This window comes from Pseudomonas sp. FBCC-B1667, assembly GCF_059133255.1.
On record NZ_CP101437.1, the window covers coordinates 5412709 to 5430232 of the forward strand.

16 protein-coding genes are annotated in these 17524 nt (G+C 60.0%); 15 read left to right on the forward strand and 1 reads right to left on the reverse strand.

Going from position 1 to position 17524, the window contains the following annotated elements; all coding sequences use genetic code 11:
• Positions 1-211: 211 nt before the first annotated feature.
• The 10 genes from glpD to NL116_RS25075 all read left to right on the forward strand — a co-directional run bounded on the left by glpD (position 212) and on the right by NL116_RS25075 (position 10089).
• Positions 212-1750 (forward strand): glycerol-3-phosphate dehydrogenase, encoded by a 1539-nt coding sequence (glpD, locus tag NL116_RS25030; RefSeq protein ID WP_494374490.1) that lies wholly within the window; start codon positions 212-214, stop codon positions 1748-1750.
• Positions 1751-2090: 340 nt separating this feature from the next.
• Positions 2091-3005, forward strand: a complete 915-nt coding sequence (locus NL116_RS25035) for a glutamate/aspartate ABC transporter substrate-binding protein (RefSeq protein ID WP_494374491.1) — start codon at positions 2091-2093, stop codon at positions 3003-3005.
• Positions 3006-3197: 192 nt separating this feature from the next.
• Positions 3198-3944, forward strand: coding sequence for an amino acid ABC transporter permease (locus tag NL116_RS25040; protein WP_494374492.1), 747 nt, complete (start codon positions 3198-3200; stop codon positions 3942-3944).
• On the forward strand, positions 3944-4615 hold the full coding sequence (locus tag NL116_RS25045) for an amino acid ABC transporter permease (protein WP_494374493.1): 672 nt from the start codon (positions 3944-3946) through the stop codon (positions 4613-4615). The genes NL116_RS25040 and NL116_RS25045 overlap by 1 nt, the downstream gene beginning before the upstream one ends.
• Positions 4612-5346 carry an amino acid ABC transporter ATP-binding protein gene (locus NL116_RS25050; protein ID WP_494374494.1) on the forward strand — a complete coding sequence of 245 codons (735 nt, stop codon included), beginning with the start codon at positions 4612-4614 and terminating at the stop codon, positions 5344-5346. Before NL116_RS25045 ends, NL116_RS25050 begins: the two co-directional genes overlap by 4 nt.
• A 223-nt stretch (positions 5347-5569) precedes the next feature.
• Positions 5570-7471, forward strand: coding sequence for a two-component sensor histidine kinase AauS (aauS, locus tag NL116_RS25055; protein ID WP_494374495.1), 1902 nt, complete (start codon positions 5570-5572; stop codon positions 7469-7471).
• A complete protein-coding gene (gene aauR, locus NL116_RS25060; RefSeq protein ID WP_494374496.1) occupies positions 7468-8796 on the forward strand; it encodes a two-component response regulator AauR in 1329 nt (442 codons plus the stop codon). The genes aauS and aauR overlap by 4 nt, the downstream gene beginning before the upstream one ends.
• 8 nt (positions 8797-8804) lie before the next feature.
• A complete protein-coding gene (locus tag NL116_RS25065; RefSeq protein ID WP_494378129.1) occupies positions 8805-9134 on the forward strand; it encodes a GlpM family protein in 330 nt (109 codons plus the stop codon).
• Between the two features lie 186 nt (positions 9135-9320).
• Positions 9321-9695: a DMT family transporter gene (locus tag NL116_RS25070; protein ID WP_494378130.1), complete on the forward strand. Its 375-nt coding sequence runs from the start codon at positions 9321-9323 to the stop codon at positions 9693-9695.
• Positions 9688-10089, forward strand: a complete 402-nt coding sequence (locus NL116_RS25075) for a DMT family transporter (protein ID WP_494374497.1) — start codon at positions 9688-9690, stop codon at positions 10087-10089. The genes NL116_RS25070 and NL116_RS25075 overlap by 8 nt, the downstream gene beginning before the upstream one ends.
• A gap of 135 nt (positions 10090-10224) precedes the next feature.
• On the opposite strand, the gene NL116_RS25080 is transcribed toward NL116_RS25075, so the two are convergent.
• The gene (locus tag NL116_RS25080) at positions 10225-10977 is read right to left on the reverse strand and encodes a MipA/OmpV family protein (protein ID WP_494374498.1); all 753 of its coding nucleotides are present in this window, start codon (positions 10975-10977) and stop codon (positions 10225-10227) included.
• 219 nt (positions 10978-11196) lie between these two features.
• On the opposite strand from NL116_RS25080, the gene NL116_RS25085 reads away from it, so the two are divergent.
• The 5 genes from NL116_RS25085 (at position 11197) to NL116_RS25105 (ending at position 17441) form a co-directional block, all read left to right on the forward strand.
• Positions 11197-11910 carry an MtnX-like HAD-IB family phosphatase gene (locus NL116_RS25085; RefSeq protein WP_494374499.1) on the forward strand — a complete coding sequence of 238 codons (714 nt, stop codon included), beginning with the start codon at positions 11197-11199 and terminating at the stop codon, positions 11908-11910.
• Complete coding sequence (locus NL116_RS25090; RefSeq protein ID WP_494374500.1) at positions 11903-13297, forward strand: aspartate aminotransferase family protein; 1395 nt, start codon at positions 11903-11905, stop codon at positions 13295-13297. Before NL116_RS25085 ends, NL116_RS25090 begins: the two co-directional genes overlap by 8 nt.
• Complete coding sequence (locus NL116_RS25095; RefSeq protein WP_494374501.1) at positions 13294-14187, forward strand: alpha/beta hydrolase; 894 nt, start codon at positions 13294-13296, stop codon at positions 14185-14187. Before NL116_RS25090 ends, NL116_RS25095 begins: the two co-directional genes overlap by 4 nt.
• A 103-nt stretch (positions 14188-14290) precedes the next feature.
• Positions 14291-16063, forward strand: coding sequence for a sensor histidine kinase (locus tag NL116_RS25100; RefSeq protein WP_494374502.1), 1773 nt, complete (start codon positions 14291-14293; stop codon positions 16061-16063).
• Complete coding sequence (locus tag NL116_RS25105) at positions 16053-17441, forward strand: sigma-54-dependent transcriptional regulator (protein WP_494374503.1); 1389 nt, start codon at positions 16053-16055, stop codon at positions 17439-17441. Before NL116_RS25100 ends, NL116_RS25105 begins: the two co-directional genes overlap by 11 nt.
• Positions 17442-17524: the final 83 nt, after the last annotated feature.

Below are 17524 nucleotides of genomic sequence, written 5' to 3' on the forward strand. Positions count from 1 at the left end.
ACGGGCTTGCTCGCGATGACATTCGTCCAAGCAATAACCCTCCCGCGCCCTCTCGCCATTCTAAATGTTCGTAAATTTTCCTTTAACCGCCCTTCGATCAGTTTTTTCAATCGAAGTTAACTGGCTGTGGGCGTCTTTATGGGCTACCATTTTCGCAAATGAACATTAATGTTCGAATTCAAATACACAAAACAAGCACCGAGGCCAGCCGATGCCCACTTCCACCTTGCCTACGCCCCCTCTCGCTGAGGTCTACGACATCGCCGTCATCGGTGGCGGGATCAATGGCGTAGGGATCGCAGCGGATGCCGCCGGCCGCGGTCTTTCGGTGTTCCTTTGTGAAAAGGACGACTTGGCCAGCCACACGTCCTCCGCCAGCAGCAAGCTGATCCACGGCGGCCTGCGCTACCTCGAACATTACGAGTTTCGCCTGGTGCGCGAAGCCCTTGCCGAGCGCGAAGTGCTGTTGGCCAAGGCGCCGCACATCGTCAAGCAAATGCGCTTTGTGCTGCCGCATCGTCCGCACCTGCGTCCGGCATGGATGATTCGCGCCGGCCTTTTCCTGTATGACCACCTTGGCAAGCGGGAAAAGCTGGCAGGCTCGAAAAGCCTCAAGTTCGGTCCGGACAGCGCGCTGAAAAGCGAAATCACCAAAGGTTTTGAATACTCCGACTGCTGGGTAGATGACGCGCGCCTCGTTGTGCTGAATGCCATGGCAGCCCGCGAAAAAGGCGCCCACGTTCACACCCAGACCCGTTGCGTCAGCGCTCGCCGCACCAAAGGCTTGTGGCACCTGCACCTGGAACGTGCCGACGGCAGCCTGTTTTCGATCCGCGCCAAGGCACTGGTGAATGCGGCCGGCCCGTGGGTGGCCAAGTTCATTCGTGACGACCTCAAGATGGAATCGCCGTACGGTATCCGCCTGATCCAGGGCAGCCACCTGATCGTGCCGAAGTTGTACGAAGGCGAACACGCGCACATTCTGCAAAACGAAGATCAGCGCATCGTCTTCACTATTCCGTACCTGAACCACTTCACCCTGATCGGTACCACCGACCGTGAATACACCGGCGATCCAGCCAAAGTGGCCATCACCGAGGGCGAAACCGATTACCTGTTGAAAGTCGTCAACGCCCACTTCAAAAAGCAGATCAGCCGCGACGATATCCTGCACAGCTATTCCGGCGTTCGCCCGCTGTGCAACGACGAATCCGACAACCCATCGGCCGTCACCCGGGATTACACCCTGGCGCTGTCGGGCACCGGTGAAGAAGCACCCTTGCTGTCGGTGTTCGGCGGCAAGCTGACCACCTACCGCAAACTGGCCGAGTCGGCGCTGGCACAACTGGCACCGTACTTCACGCACATCAAGCCAAGCTGGACCGCCAGCGCCACGCTGCCAGGCGGCGAAGACATGACCACCCCGCAAGCCTTGTGCGCCTTGATCCGCGACAAATACGACTGGGTACCGACCGAGATCGCCCGCCGCTGGGCCACCACTTACGGAAGCCGCACCTGGCGCATGCTCGAAGGCGTACAGAACCTGAGTGACATGGGTGAACACATCGGCGGCGGGCTCTATACCCGTGAAGTCGATTACCTGTGCAGCGATGAGTGGGCGACCACCGCGCATGACATTCTGTGGCGTCGCAGCAAGCTGGGGTTGTTCACCACCGCTGTCGAACAGCAGAAGCTGGCGGATTACCTGAGCAAGGTCGAACAGAACCGCAGAAAGATTGAAGCGGCCTGATCGGCGATCGGTTAAAGCAAAGCCCCTGAATCGAGAGATTCAGGGGCTTTTTGCATTCTGCCCCCCCAGGGTTATGCGCAAATCAATGCATTCGGTTTTCCGAACGCGACCCATCAGTCGATTCGGTTAACCGGATTATTCCACGCAAAAAATAACACCATCAATACTAAATACCCTTATTAATCAATAACTTGATCTATCGATCCTGGCTTGGCATGAGTCATGCTCTACACTTCTTCGACGAATGTTTGTAGCGCCGCTTCAAGAGCCCACAAGCGTTCGAAGCACAAAAGGGCCGACGAACTGGCTCCATAAAAAAAACAATGTCGAGGAAAATTTGATGCGCATCGTTCCCCATATCCTGGGCGCAGCCATTGCTGCCGCTCTGATCAGCACTCCGGTTTTCGCCGCCGAACTCACCGGCACCCTGAAAAAGATCAAAGAGTCCGGTGTCATCACCCTCGGGCATCGTGATGCTTCCATTCCGTTTTCGTACATCGCGGACGCTTCCGGCAAACCGATGGGCTACTCCCACGATATCCAGCTGAAGATCGTTGAAGCCATCAAGAAAGACCTGGACATGCCCAACCTCCAGGTCAAATACAACCTCGTGACCTCGCAAACCCGTATCCCGCTGGTGCAGAACGGCACCGTGGACGTCGAGTGCGGCTCCACCACCAACAACGTCGAGCGTCAGCAGCAAGTTGACTTCTCCGTCGGCATCTTCGAGATCGGCACCCGTCTGCTGTCCAAGAAAGATTCGCCCTACAAAGACTTCACCGACCTGAAAGGCAAGAACGTGGTAACCACCGCGGGCACCACGTCCGAGCGCATTCTCAAGTCGATGAACGCCGACAAGCAAATGGGCATGAACGTTATCTCCGCCAAAGACCACGGTGAGTCCTTCCAGATGCTGGAATCGGGCCGTGCCGTTGCGTTCATGATGGACGACGCCTTGCTGGCCGGTGAAGCCGCCAAAGCCAAGAAGGCTGATGACTGGGCCGTCACCGGCACTCCACAGTCCTACGAAATCTACGGCTGCATGGTCCGCAAGGGCGACGAGCCGTTCAAGAAAGCGGTCGACGACGCGATCGTTGCCACCTACAAGTCGGGCGAGATCAACAAGATCTACGAAAAATGGTTCATGCAGCCAATCCCTCCAAAAGGCTTGAACCTGAACTTCCCGATGAGCGACGAGCTCAAGGCCCTGATCGCCAATCCGACCGACAAAGCGGCTGACGACAAGAAGTCCTGATTTTCTGACTACCCTTATCTCCTGAGAGGGCCGCTGCCCTCCCAGGAGTTTGTCACTCCCTGCTGGCATTTCTGGAAACACTCGAACCGTTGGCTGTCGAGCCGGTCGTGTGTGCCCGACTTTCAAGTCGGGTGGGAACGGAGCTTCCCCAGGCGGGCACTTGTACATCGATCGATCTGAGGGGAGACCCTAATGAATTACAACTGGGACTGGGGCGTGTTCTTCAAGTCCACCGGCGTTGGCAGCGAGACCTATCTCGACTGGTACATCACCGGCCTGGGCTGGACCATTGCCATCGCCATCGTGGCCTGGATCATTGCCCTGACATTGGGCTCGATTCTGGGCGTCATGCGCACCGTGCCGAATCGCATCGTTTCGGGCATCGCGACCTGCTACGTCGAACTTTTCCGTAACGTGCCGCTGCTGGTTCAGCTGTTCATCTGGTACTTCCTGGTGCCCGATCTGCTGCCGCAAGACCTGCAAGACTGGTACAAACAGGACCTGAGCCCGGTTACCTCGGCGTTCCTGAGCGTCGTTGTCTGCCTGGGCCTGTTCACCACCGCCCGCGTTTGCGAACAAGTACGCACCGGTATCCAGGCCCTGCCCAAAGGTCAGGAAGCCGCGGCCCGCGCCATGGGGTTCAAGCTGCCGCAGATCTACTGGAACGTGCTGCTGCCCCAGGCCTACCGGATCATCATTCCGCCGCTCACCTCGGAATTCCTCAACGTGTTCAAGAACACGTCCGTGGCCTCGCTGATCGGCCTGATGGAGTTGCTTGCGCAAACCAAACAGACTGCCGAGTTCTCTGCCAACCTGTTCGAGGCGTTCACCCTGGCCACCCTGATTTACTTCACCCTGAACATGAGCCTGATGCTGCTGATGCGTATGGTCGAGAAGAAAGTCGCCGTACCGGGCCTGATCTCCGTAGGGGGTAAATAATGGAACTCGACTTCTCGGGCATCATCCCTTCCCTGCCGGGTTTGTGGAATGGCATGGTCATGACCCTGCAACTGATGGCGCTGGGCGTCGTCGGCGGGATCATTCTCGGCACCGTTCTGGCGCTGTGCCGTCTGTCCCACAGCAAACTGCTGTCGAACCTGGCCGGCGCGTATGTTAACTACTTCCGCTCGATCCCGTTGCTGCTGGTGATCACCTGGTTCTACCTGGCGGTACCGTTTGTACTGCGCTGGATCACCGGCGAAGACACCCCGATCGGCGCGTTCGCCTCGTGCATCGTGGCCTTCATGATGTTTGAAGCCGCGTACTTCTGCGAAATCGTCCGGGCCGGTGTGCAGTCGATTCCCAAGGGCCAGATGGGCGCAGCCCAGGCACTGGGCATGACGTACGGCCAGATGATGCGTCTGATCATCCTGCCGCAAGCGTTCCGCAAGATGACCCCGCTGTTGCTGCAACAGAGCATCATCCTGTTCCAGGACACCTCGCTGGTTTACGCGGTCGGCCTGGTGGACTTCCTCAATGCTTCGCGCGCCAGTGGCGACATCATTGGTCGCTCCAATGAGTTCCTGATCTTCGCAGGTCTCGTGTACTTCACAATCAGCTTTGCCGCCTCGCTGCTGGTCAAGCGTCTGCAAAAAAGGTTTGCCGTATGATCTCTATCAAGAACATCAACAAGTGGTATGGCGACTTCCAGGTACTGACTGATTGCAGCACCGAGGTCAAAAAAGGCGAAGTGATCGTGGTGTGCGGGCCGTCCGGTTCCGGCAAATCGACCCTGATCAAGTGTGTCAACGCGCTGGAACCGTTCCAGAAAGGTGACATCGTGGTCGATGGCACTTCGATTGCCGATCCGAAGACCAACCTGCCGAAACTGCGGTCGCGCGTGGGCATGGTGTTCCAGCATTTCGAACTGTTCCCGCACCTGACCATCACCGAAAACCTGACGATCGCGCAGATCAAGGTGTTGGGCCGCAGCAAGGAAGAGGCCACCAAGAAAGGCCTGCAACTGCTTGAGCGTGTCGGGCTGTCGGCTCATGCGCACAAGCATCCGGGCCAGCTGTCCGGTGGTCAGCAACAGCGTGTGGCCATTGCCCGCGCGCTGGCAATGGACCCGATCGTCATGCTGTTCGACGAACCGACCTCGGCGCTGGACCCGGAAATGGTCAACGAAGTACTCGACGTGATGGTGCAACTGGCCCACGAAGGCATGACCATGATGTGCGTGACCCACGAAATGGGCTTCGCCCGTAAAGTGGCGGACCGGGTGATCTTCATGGACGCAGGCAAGATCATCGAGGACTGCCAGAAAGAAGAGTTCTTCGGTGACATCAGCGCCCGTGCCGAGCGGACACAGCACTTCCTCAACAAGATTTTGCAGCACTGAGAAAGACACCGCTCCCCACCTGTGGGAGCGGGCTTTTGTGGCGAGGGGGCTTGCCCCCGTTCGGCTGCGAAGCAGTCGGGAACCCGTTAAGTGCGGTTTGACTTCGAAACGCAGGGGTCGCTTCGCAACCCAACGGGGGCAAGCACCCTCGCCACAGGTCGCTCCCACATGGGGTCGGTGGTGGGCTGGAGATTTGTGTTGTGGTTGACCCAAGGCATCTGTGATGAAATGCGACCCCACTCTCTATCGCGCCGCGCCGCCATCACTTGCCGTGAAACCTCGTCTGGTTCGTCATCTATTCCTGCCGCCGCTGATCATCGCCCTGATGATCGGACTGGGTTACGCAGGCTTCTGGGTCAGTGAACACTACGGCATTCGCAGCCTCAGCGAGAACGGCCAGCGTCAGCTCGAACTGCACGCACGCGCCGTCGAGAGCGAGATCAGCAAGTACACCTACCTGCCCAGCCTGCTGGAACTCGAATCCAGTGTGTCGACACTGCTGGCCGACCCGTCGCCGGAACACCGGCAAACGGTCAATGATTACCTTGAAGGCCTGAACCGGCGCAGCCGCAGTCGGGCTATTTATGTGATGGACACCACCGGTCGCGTCATGGCCACCAGTAACTGGCGCGATGTCGACAGTTACCTCGGTGAAGACCTGTCCTTCCGCGCGTATTTCCAAAATGCCGTTCGTGGCCAGCCGGGTCGTTTCTACGGCATCGGCAGCACCAACGGCGAACCCGGTTACTACCTGGCCCACGGCCTGGAAGAACACGGCAAGATCATCGGCGTCGCGGTGGTCAAAGTGCGCCTCGAAGCCATGGAAGAGCGCTGGCAGCGGGCGCGCCTCGAAGCGTTCGTCAGCGACGAAAACGGCATCATCATTCTCTCCAGCGATCCGGCGCGGCGCCTGAAGTCAGTCGTGCCGCTGAGCGACGAGACCAAGGAAAAACTCGCCCGCAGTCTCCAGTACTACTGGTTTCCGCTGAACGAGCTGCAACCGCTGGCCCGTGAAACCCTGGCCGAGGGCGTGGAGAAGCTGACCTTCCCCGCCAACAGCGAAGTGGAGTCCGACGAAGAGGACATCAGCTACCTGGCCCAGACCCGGCCCCTGAGCGATACGCCATGGAACTTCACCCTGCTCACGCCGCTTCAGGATTTGCGCCGCGAAGCGATCAACCAAGGCATTCTGGTGGCGGTGGCGTTTGCCCTCGTGGCGTTCCTGCTGATTGCCTGGAACGAGCGGCGCAAGGTCATCGCCACCCGCCTCGCCGCCCGCGAAGCCTTGCAGGAAGCCAACAATCAACTGGAGCGTCGGATTACCGAACGCACCACCGACCTGCGCGCCAGCAACGAGCGGCTCAAGGGACAGATCCGCGAGCGCCGGCAAGCTGAAGAGACGCTGCGCCGCGCCCAGGATGAACTGGTGCAGGCCGGCAAACTCGCGGCCATCGGTCAGATGTCGACCAGCATTGCCCATGAGTTGAACCAGCCGCTGGCGGCATTGCGCACCTTGTCCGGCAACACCGTGCGCTTTCTGGAACGCGGTCAGCTGGATGTTGCCAGCACCAACCTTAAAACCATCAATGAACTGATCGACCGCATGGGCCGGATCACCGCCAGCCTGCGTTCCTTCGCCCGTCGTGGCGACGACAAAGGCCAGGCCTGCCTCGGCAAAGCGGTGGATGCGGCCCTGCAACTGCTGGCCGGTCGGGTGGAAAGTGTTCATCTGCAATTGCATCGCGATTTCACAGATGTACAAGTGCAGATCGACCAGACCCGCCTCGAACAGATTCTGGTCAACCTGATCGGCAATGCCCTCGACGCCATGCAGGCACAGCCCCTGCCGGAACTGTGGCTGGAAGGCGACGTTCTTGACGGCAAATATCGCCTGCGCGTGCGCGACAACGGCCACGGCATTGACGCCGAAGCACGCAAGCACCTTTTCGAACCGTTCTTTACCACCAAACCCGGCGAACAGGGGCTGGGCCTGGGCTTGACCCTGTCCGCCAGCCTGGCCGCCGCCACTGGCGGGCAATTGGGTGTCGAACACCCGGCCAGCGGTGGTACCACCTTCGTCCTCAGTTTACCGTTGGTAAGCCCCACACCCGCCGAGCCCATATGAACAACGACCTTAGTGTGCTGATCGTCGAAGACGACCCTCATGTGCTGCTCGGCTGCCAACAGGCGCTGACCCTGGAAGACATTCCCTGCGTCGGCGTGGGCAGCGCCGAAGAAGCGCTGGAACGTGTCGGCGACAACTTCGCCGGCATCGTCATCAGCGACATTCGCCTGCCCGGCATCGACGGCCTGGAACTGCTGACCCGACTCAAGGCCCGCGACCGCAGCCTGCCGGTGGTGCTGATTACCGGTCACGGAGACATCTCCATGGCGGTCGGCGCAATGCAGAAAGGCGCCTATGACTTCATGGAGAAACCCTTCTCCCCCGAACGCTTGGTGGATGTCGCCCGCCGTGCATTGGAACAACGTAGCCTCGCCCGTGAAGTGACTTCGTTGCGCCGGCAACTGGCCGAACGCGACTCGCTGGAAGGCCGGATCATCGGCCGCTCGCCGGCCATGCAGAACCTGCGGGAACTGATCGCCAACGTCGCCGACACCTCGGCCAATGTGTTGATCGAAGGCGAGACCGGCACCGGGAAGGAACTGGTCGCGCGTTGCCTGCATGACTTCAGTCGCCGCCATACCAAACAATTCGTCGCGTTGAACTGCGGCGGCTTGCCGGAAAACCTGTTCGAAAGCGAAATCTTCGGTCACGAGGCCAACGCGTTCACCGGCGCCGGCAAGCGGCGAATCGGCAAAATCGAACACGCCGACGGCGGCACACTGTTCCTCGACGAAGTCGAAAGCATGCCCCTGCCACTGCAAATAAAATTGCTGCGGGTGTTGCAGGAACGCACCCTCGAACGCCTCGGCTCGAACCAGAGCGTGGCGGTGGATTGCCGGGTGATTGCAGCGACCAAATCCGACCTCGCCGAAACCAGCAAGGCCGGCGAATTCCGCAGCGACCTGTATTACCGCTTGAACGTGGTGACCCTGGAACTGCCGCCGTTGCGCGAACGTCGCGAAGACATCCTGCAATTGTTCGAGCACTTTCTGCAGCAGTCATCCCTGCGCTTCGATCGCGCCTTACCGGAGCTGGATAACCAGACCCTGTCGAACCTGATGAGCCACGACTGGCCGGGCAATGTGCGAGAACTGCGCAACGTCGCTGAACGCTTTGCCCTCGGTTTGCCGGCCTTCAAGAAAACCGGCGCCAGTGGCAGCAATCAGGGACTGGTGTTCGCTGAAGCAGTGGAAGCCTTCGAACGCACCTTGCTTGGCGACGCCTTGCAACGCAGCGGCGGCAACCTGACCCAGGCCAGCCTTGAACTGGGGATGGCCAAGACCACGTTGTTCGACAAAGTCAAAAAGTACGGGCTGAGCCACTGATGGACCTGATTCTGAAAGCGGCGCTGGGCGCGGCGGTTGTCCTGATTCTGGCCGCGCTGGCCAAGACCAAAAACTATTACATTGCCGGGCTGGTGCCGTTGTTCCCCACCTTTGCGCTGATTGCGCATTTCATCGTCGGCAAAGGGCGTTCGGTGGAGGACTTGAAGACCACCATCGTGTTTGGCATGTGGTCGATCATTCCGTACTTCATTTACCTGGCGACGTTGTATGTGATGGTGGACCGGATGCGGTTGGAGGCTTCACTCGCCGTCGCGGCAGTCGGCTGGCTGATCGCGGCGACAATCCTCGTCAGCGTGTGGGTCCGCCTCCACGCCTGACACCCACAATTCCCTTGCAGGCTCACTCCTGCAAGGCTTCTCCATCAGGCTCACTGCCGTGATGGCTGGCCCGTCCCTTGCATTCGCCCCAAAAGCCCTCCCGGCCGGTCTTCATGTGCGATGAACCCGGTGACCGGGAGGATCCGCCAAGGGTGAATCCTGACCATGCCTATCCTGGATCCCGACCTGACCTTCACCGTCATCCTGCTGGTCGCCTTTTCCATCGTGCTGGACGTCATCGGCCAACTCTGTTTCAAACTCGGCCTGGACCGTTTACCGGAACTCGAAGGCGGTTTCCGGCTGAACGCCTTCTGGGGCCAAGTGTTCAACGCGCCGCAGCTGTGGTGTGGAATCGGCGCCTATGCGCTGGAATTTTTCGTCTGGCTTGAAGCGTTGTCCCGAGCCCCGCTGAGCCTGTTGTTTCCGGCCGGAGCCCTGGCTTATTGCGGCGTAGTGCTGGCGGGAAAAGTGGTGCTGGGCGAAACCGTCAGTCGCCGACGCTGGCTGGCAACGCTGGTGATTACAGTGGGCGTAATGCTGGTGTGTGCCGGCCATGCTTGAGCCAAAACCGATGGATTGGCTGCACGGACGACTCGGCACCGTAATGCTCTGGGCGCTGCTGATTGTTCTGGAAAGTGCCGGACAGGTCGCGACCAAGGTCGGCGGCGATCAGTTGGGGCAGATGACGTTTACCGTGCAGTGGCTACGGGCCGTGGTGGTCGACCCCGGCGTCCTGAGTGCCGTGGGCTGCGGTATCGGCGCGTTTTTTGTGTGGATGCTGATTTTGAGGCGCAGCAGTTTGTCGCTGGCGTTTCCGCTGAGTTCATTGGTGTTTGTCGGCGTTTTGCTCGGATCGTGGCTGGGGTTGGGAGAGCAGATCAGCGGACTGCACTGGGTGGGGGTGGCGGTGATTATTGGCGGGATTGCGTTGCTGGCTGAGGGCGAAGAAACCTAGATCTCCATCGAATTCGAAGACGCCTTCGCGAGCAAGCCCGCTCCCACAGTTTGATCGCATTTATTCAGGAAAAACTCGGTCGAATGTGGGAGCGGGCTTGCTCGCGAAGGCGTCAGTCAACTCAATACAAATCCTTCAGTTGAACTTGTAGGCAATGGCCGCCTGCACTTCGCCCTGATTGTTATCCCCAACCTGTTTGACGATGCTGCTGTCCGCCGCCGAACCGGTCAGGTGTATCCAGCTCGCACTGGTCAGCAACGACCAGTGCGGCGCCAGCGGAAACTCAAAACTCTGGGTCAACGCCACATTCTGCAATCCGCCCCCTGCGTTGTACGGCCGAATCCCGGAAGCCAAGGACTCTTCCCCGCTGACACCAAAAAACGCCTGATTCTGCCGGGCAGTGGCGAAGTGCGCCGTCACATTGGAGCTGCCTATCACGCCGCCGCCCACGGGATAACCCACCTCCCCCCCCACCCGCCCCAACACCCCGCCCCGCGCGCCCACCGCTTGCCCGACCGAGGCAAACACCCGCCAGAAGTCAGCCGGCGCGTACTGCACAAACCCACCCACTTCGCCCATGTCCGGCACGTCGTGCAAACCTTGCAGATGACCGTTGGCAGTCCGTCCCGGCAGGTAATTCACGAACGGCCCGGCGCTGAAGCCGTTGGCCTTCAACGCATTCCAGGTCAGGCCGTCATCCGTGCTCAGGCTGACATCGCCCCAGTCCAGATCGAGGTACGGCACCGGCCGGACTTCGTAGCGACTGCCGCTCGGATCGTGTGGCTGATAGCTGAGACCCGCCCCGGCCTCCCCGGTAATGCCAGCCGCTGAAACACTGGCCGACAGACTCGTCAGCGCGGCGAATAGAACAACAGTGATCCTCGACATGAGGCCATTCCTTGTACGGGACAGGCGCGCATCAATCCTCGATTTGCCTCCCCCGCGCAAGCACTCATGTTGTTTGTAGCGACCTACAAAAATTGTAGCTTCGCAGCCCTCCATTCCCGCAAAAACCCTAGCCCTGCTGGGCCAAAACAGGTTGGCACAGTCCCTGCTCTATCCCCTTGGCAAGCGCAGACAGCGCGCAAAGTCCAATAGGTACCGCAGATGATTGACTGGCATATCGTGTGTGATTTCGACGGGACCATCACCCGCACCGACGTGATCGACAGCATCCTCCAACGCTTCGCCGACCCGAGTTGGGAAGCAATCGAAAACGAGTGGCTGGCCGGCAATATCGGTTCCCGTGAATGCCTAAGCCGCCAGCTCGCGCTGGTCAAGGCCACACCCAGTGAACTGCTCGGGTTCTTCGACTCCATCGAGATCGACCCGGACTTCCCCGACTTCGTCGACCACGCCATCGGCCTCGGTGCTTCGTTCGAAGTGGTCAGCGACGGCATCGAGCAAGGCATCGCCCGGATCCTGGCGCGCAATTACGTCAGCCTGTTGCCGATCCTCGCCAACCGCTTGCGCCAGCTCGACCACGACAGCTGGCGCATCGACTTCCCCCACGCCAGCGACGCCTGCCGCGCCGCTTCCGGCAACTGCAAATGCAAATCCACCCCCAGCACTAAACGCGTGCTGGTGATCGGCGATGGCCAGTCCGACATGTGCGTGGCCGCCACCGCCGATTTCGTGTTCGCCAAGGATCGCCTGGCCGAGCACTGCGAGCGCAACGGCATCGCCCACGCGCGCTTCGACAGCTTCGCCCAACTCCCCGAGTTGCTCGCCCTGCTGCCCAACGCCAGCGCGGCCAACGCCACCCCTTTCAACACAGACACTTTCAACGCTGAAACACAGGAACTCTTCCACCATGTCTGATAGTCGAATCGCCACCCCTGAAGACCAGATCCTCCTGGATAAAGAAGCCAAATACTGCTCGTACGGCGACACCGTTCACTACATCGACCCGCCGCGTATTTTCAGCCGCTGCGAAGGTTCGTACGTCTGGGACACCGAAAACCAGGCCTACCTCGACCTGCAAATGTGGTACTCGGCGGTTAACTTCGGCTACGCCAATCCGCGCCTGAACAATGCGCTGAAACAGCAGATCGACACCCTGCCGCAGATCGCCAGCCAGTACCTGCACAAGGGCAAGATCGAGCTTTCGGAAATGATCGCTGTCGACGCCAGGAAGAAGTTCGGCCTCGACGGTCGCGTGCACTTCAACGTCGGCGGTTCGCAGTCCATCGAGGACTCGCTGAAGGTCGTGCGCAACGCCACCAACGGCAAAAGCCTGATGTTCGCCTTCGAGGGCGGTTACCACGGTCGAACCCTCGGTGCGTCGTCGATCACCTCCAGCTACCGCTATCGTCGCCGCTACGGCCACTTCGGCGAGCGGGCGCAATTCATCCCGTTCCCGTACCACTTCCGTGGCCCGAAAGGCATGACCAAGGAAGAATACGGCAGCCAATGTGTACGGAATTTCGCCCGGTTGTTCGAGACCGAGTACAACGGCGTCTGGGACCCGAAAGTCGGCCAGAGCGAATACGCCGCGTTCTACGTCGAACCAATCCAGGGCACCGGCGGCTACGTGATTCCGCCGATGAACTTCTACAGCGAACTCAAGCATGTGCTGGATCAGCACGGCATCCTGATGGTGGTCGACGAAATCCAGATGGGCTTCTGGCGCACCGGCAAGCTGTGGTCGATCGAGCACTTCGACGTCAAACCGGACGTCATCGTTTTCGGCAAAGCCTTGACCAACGGCCTCAATCCGCTGGGCGGCATCTGGGCCAGGGAAGAGTTGATCAACCCGAAAATCTTCCCGCCAGGCTCGACTCACTCCACCTTCGCCTCCAACCCGCTGGGCACGGCGGTGGGCCTGGAAATGTTCAAGATGACCAGCGAAGTCGACTACGGCGCCATGGTCATGAACAAGGGCAAGTACTTCCTCGAAGGCTTGAAAGACTTGCAGAAACGTTACCCGATCATCGGCGACGTCGACGGTCTGGGCCTGGCCCTGCGCTGCGAAATCTGCGGCCCGGACGGCTTCACGCCGGACAAGGCGACTCTGGATTTCATGGTCGACGAAGGCATGAAAGGCGACATCGAAATCGACGGCAAACGCCTCGGCCTGATCCTCGATGTGGGCGGCTATTACAAAAACGTGATCACCCTCGCACCGTCGCTGGAAATCAGCTACCCGGAAATCGACCTCGGCATCGCCCTGCTCGATCGCTTGCTGCACCGGGCCATGAAACGATGAACGCGGCTTTTGTAGACGACGTGCAAATCGACATGGGCGAAGGCAGCGCCGGGTTCGTTCTCGGCTCAGGGGACGTCGCGGTGTTGTTGATCCACGGCCTCACCGGCACCCCGACCGAGTTACGTCGGGTGGCCATGGGCCTGGCCAAGGCCGGGTGCACGGTGTATGTGCCGACCCTGGCCGGCCATTGCGGGAACAACGCCGACCTGCAAGCCACCGGTTGGCGCGACTGGTACGAAAGTGCGCGCAATACGTTCGTGGGCGTGCGGCGCAAACACAAACATGTGTTCGTCGGCGGTTTGTCGATGGGTGCGGTGTTGTCGATGTACCTGGCCGCCGAACATCCGGGGCAGATCGAAGGGTTGTTGCTGTACTCGACGACCCTGCGCTACGACGGCTGGAACATGCCCTGGGTGGCGAAATTAAGCAGCCTGGTGATGTCGATTCCGTACGGCGTGCACTTGTGCCGTTTCAACGAAAAATCACCGTTCGGCATCAAGGACGAACGTTTGCGTGCGATTGTCGAACGGCAGATGAAGGCCGGTGAAAGCAGCAATGCCGGGCTGCTGACCATGTCCGGGGTCAGCGTTCGCGAACTGCATCGGCTGGTAGCGGCGGTGAAAAAACGCATGCCGCAGATCACCACTCAGGCACTGGTGCTGCACTCAAAGGAAGACGACATCACCAGCGCCTGGAACGCCGATTACGTGGAACGAAAACTCGGTGGGCCGGTGGTGAAAGTCTTGCTCGACGATTGCTATCACATGATCACCGTCGACCTGCAATACCGCCGCGTGGTCGAGCTGAGCGCAGACTTCATCCAGCACCGCTTCATGCAACAAGGCTACGCCCCGCAACCCGTGCGCCTGGACTACCGCCAACTGGCCTGAACACGACCTGTAGCAATTGGCGAAACCTGCTGCTACAGGGCGAAGTCGGCTACTGTATTGAGACGGTTTATCCGATCGGACCCGCTGCGATAAGCGAAACCCAATGACCCAAGAATCACCCGTCACCGCCCGACCGTTCGCCCTCTCCGGCTGGAGCCTGCAGCGCAAACTGGTGCTCGCCTTCTGGTTGGTCAGCGTGATCCCGACCATGATCGCCGCTGAACTGGCGGCCACCACCCTGTCGCAGATTTTTGACAGCAACGTGAGGATCTGGCTGCAGGAATCGACCAAAATTGTCGAAGACGAAATCAGTGAAATCCTGCGGGATAACGCCCGGGCCGCACAGTTGTTCCTGCGTTATACGCGCCCGCCCACGGATCGGCTGTCGACCAGGCACGACAAACTCACCACCGACATTGCAGATTCCATGGGCATCGACGTGGTGGCGCTGGTGCGTAACAGCGATCACAAAGTGGTGTTCAGCACCGTCGCCGACGACATCGTCCGGCAAATCAGCACCGAGCCCAAAGCCGTACTGCAAACCCTGCAAGTCGGCGGCGTGGCGACCGGCACGGTGGTGTCGACCTTCGAGACCGAGCAGGACGGCGCTGACTACAAACTGGTGGTGGCGACGTACCTCGACAGCAGCTTCCTTACCAGCGTGGCCGATGTGCATTCCCTCGATTTGCGCCTGTACCTGGCCAAGGCCGATGACTTTTTGGAGATCTTCTCCACCCAGCGCTTCGAAGACCATCCAGCGACCGTGCCGGAGAAAATCGAACAGATCCTGCGCACCACCAAACAACCGATCGAACAATTCACCAACCGCTACAGCGGCATTTACCAGCCGATTTTCAATGAAAACGGCGAGCTGCAAGGCGTGATCTTCAGCGGCCTGCTGCGCCACACCAGCCTGGTCGGGCTGGTGAACCAGAGCAACCTGTTCATCCTGATTTTCCTGCTCAGCTCGGTGGCATCTCTGGCGGTCGGCTGGCTGGTTTCGCAGCGCCTGACCCAGCCGTTGCGCGGGCTCTCAAAAGGCGTGCAAGCGGTGATCACTGGCGATTACCGCCAGCGTTTGACCGTCACCGGCGGCGACGAGCTGGCGGAACTGAGCAGCACCTTCAACCACATGAGCGAACGTCTGGGCGAATTGCAACACCTGGAATCACAGCTGCGCCGTCGCGACCGTCTGCATGCGCTGGGCGAAGTAGCGATGGGTCTGGCCCATGAAATCCGCAACCCGCTGGGCATCATCAAAACCGCCACGCAATTGCTGCACCGGCGCGCCGATCTGCCCGAGACCGACAAACGGCACCTGGAATACGTGGTCAGCGAAGTCAGCCGGATCAATGACCTGATCACCGACTTCCTCGACTTCGCCAAGCCCAACGCGCCGATGCGTTCGACCCAACTGGCGCGCCCGCTGGTGGACGAGTTAATCGGCTTCTGCGCGCCGGAACTGGCCAGCCACAATATCGAAGTGGTCATCGAGGACCGGGCGCCGGCAGCGACTCTCTTTGCCGACGCGCGGCAACTCAAGCAGGCCGGGCTGAACCTGGTGGTCAACGCCATCGACGCCATGCCCGAGGGCGGGCGCCTGACCGTCGGGATCAGCAGCGAACAGCACTACACCGTTATTCGTATCAGCGACACTGGCCAGGGCATCGCCCCGGACATGCTCGAGCGGATCTTCACGCCGTTCGTCACCACCAAGGCTTCCGGTACCGGGCTGGGTCTGGCCAAGGTTTTCTCGATCATGGAAAGTCACGACGGGCGCATCGAATGCGTCAGTGAAAAAGAGGCCGGCGCCACCTTCACCTTGTACATTCCGGCCAACGGTGAACACTTCGACAGGGGCAGTGATGACACATAACGTACTGGTGGTCGACGACGAACCCAAGCTGTGCGACCTGCTGGCATCGGCCTTGAGTCAGAGCGGCATTCAGGTGTTCACCGCCGGCAATGGCCTGCACGCACTCAAAGTGCTGGAGGCCGAGGACATTGACCTGGTCATCAGCGACTGGCGCATGCCCGGGATGGACGGCCCGCAATTGCTCGCGGAAATCAAAACCCGGTACCCGCACTTGCCGGTGATCGTCATGACCGCCTACAGCACGGTGAAAAACGCCGTGCAGTCGATGCGCGACGGCGCTTACGACTACATCGCCAAACCGTTCGACATCGACGAACTGGACATCACCGTCAACAAGGCCCTGCAGTTTCGCGACATCCTCAAAGACAACCAGCGCATGCGCGCCGAGCTCGACGAACACCAGCAGATCGACAACCTGATCGGCGACAGCCCGAGCTTTCGCCGGGTGCTGCACGCCATCGACTCCGTGCGCGAAAGCAACGCCACGATCCTGCTGACCGGTGAGAGCGGCACCGGCAAGGAAATGGTCGCCCGGGCCATCCACAAACACGGCAATCGCGCTGACAAACCGTTTATTGCGGTGAACTGCGCGGCAATCCCTGAAGGCTTACTGGAAAGCGAAATGTTCGGCCACCGCAAAGGCGCGTTTACCGGCGCGGTGGCTGATCGCGTCGGGCGTTTTATGCAGGCGGACAAGGGCACATTGTTTCTCGATGAAATCGGTGAGATGCCGCTGGCCTTGCAGGCAAAGATCCTGCGGGCGTTGCAGGAACGGGTGATCGAACCGGTGGGCGATCCACGCGAGCGCAAGGTGGATGTGCGGGTGATCGCAGCGACCAATAAGAACTTGCTGGAGGCGGTGGCCAACAAGGAGTTTCGCGAAGACCTCTACTACCGTCTCAATGTGTTCCCGATCCCGTTGCCGGCGCTGCGCGAGCGGGCCGAAGACATCGCGCCACTGGCTCGGCATTTTGCCCATACGCTGGGGGCCACGGCGGGCAAACGCATCACCGGTTTCAGCGCCGAGGCGTTGCAGGCGATGGCCAATTATTCATGGCCGGGGAATATCCGTGAGCTGCAAAACTGCGTGGAGCGCGCGACCATCGTCGCGTCCGCGGCGGTGATTGAAGAAGATGATTTACCGGCGTATCTGTTTGCGTCACGGCCGGTTGAGGGTGGCGCACTGGTCGCGGAGGGCAGCGTGCCGGCGGACCTGGAAGCGGCGCTGGCGCAAGTGGAGAAATCCTACATTCTGGCCGCGTTGGCGCAGAGCAATGGCGTACAGGCGGCAGCGGCACAATTGATCGGAATCTCCGAGCGCAGCTTCTGGTATCGGCTGAAAAAACTCGGTATCCACGTTGACAAAATCGTCCGTTAGTCTCGGCACCACACGCCCCCCTGTGGGAGCGAGCTCGCGATAGCGTTCTGTCATTCAACATTGATTTCGACTGACACTGCGCT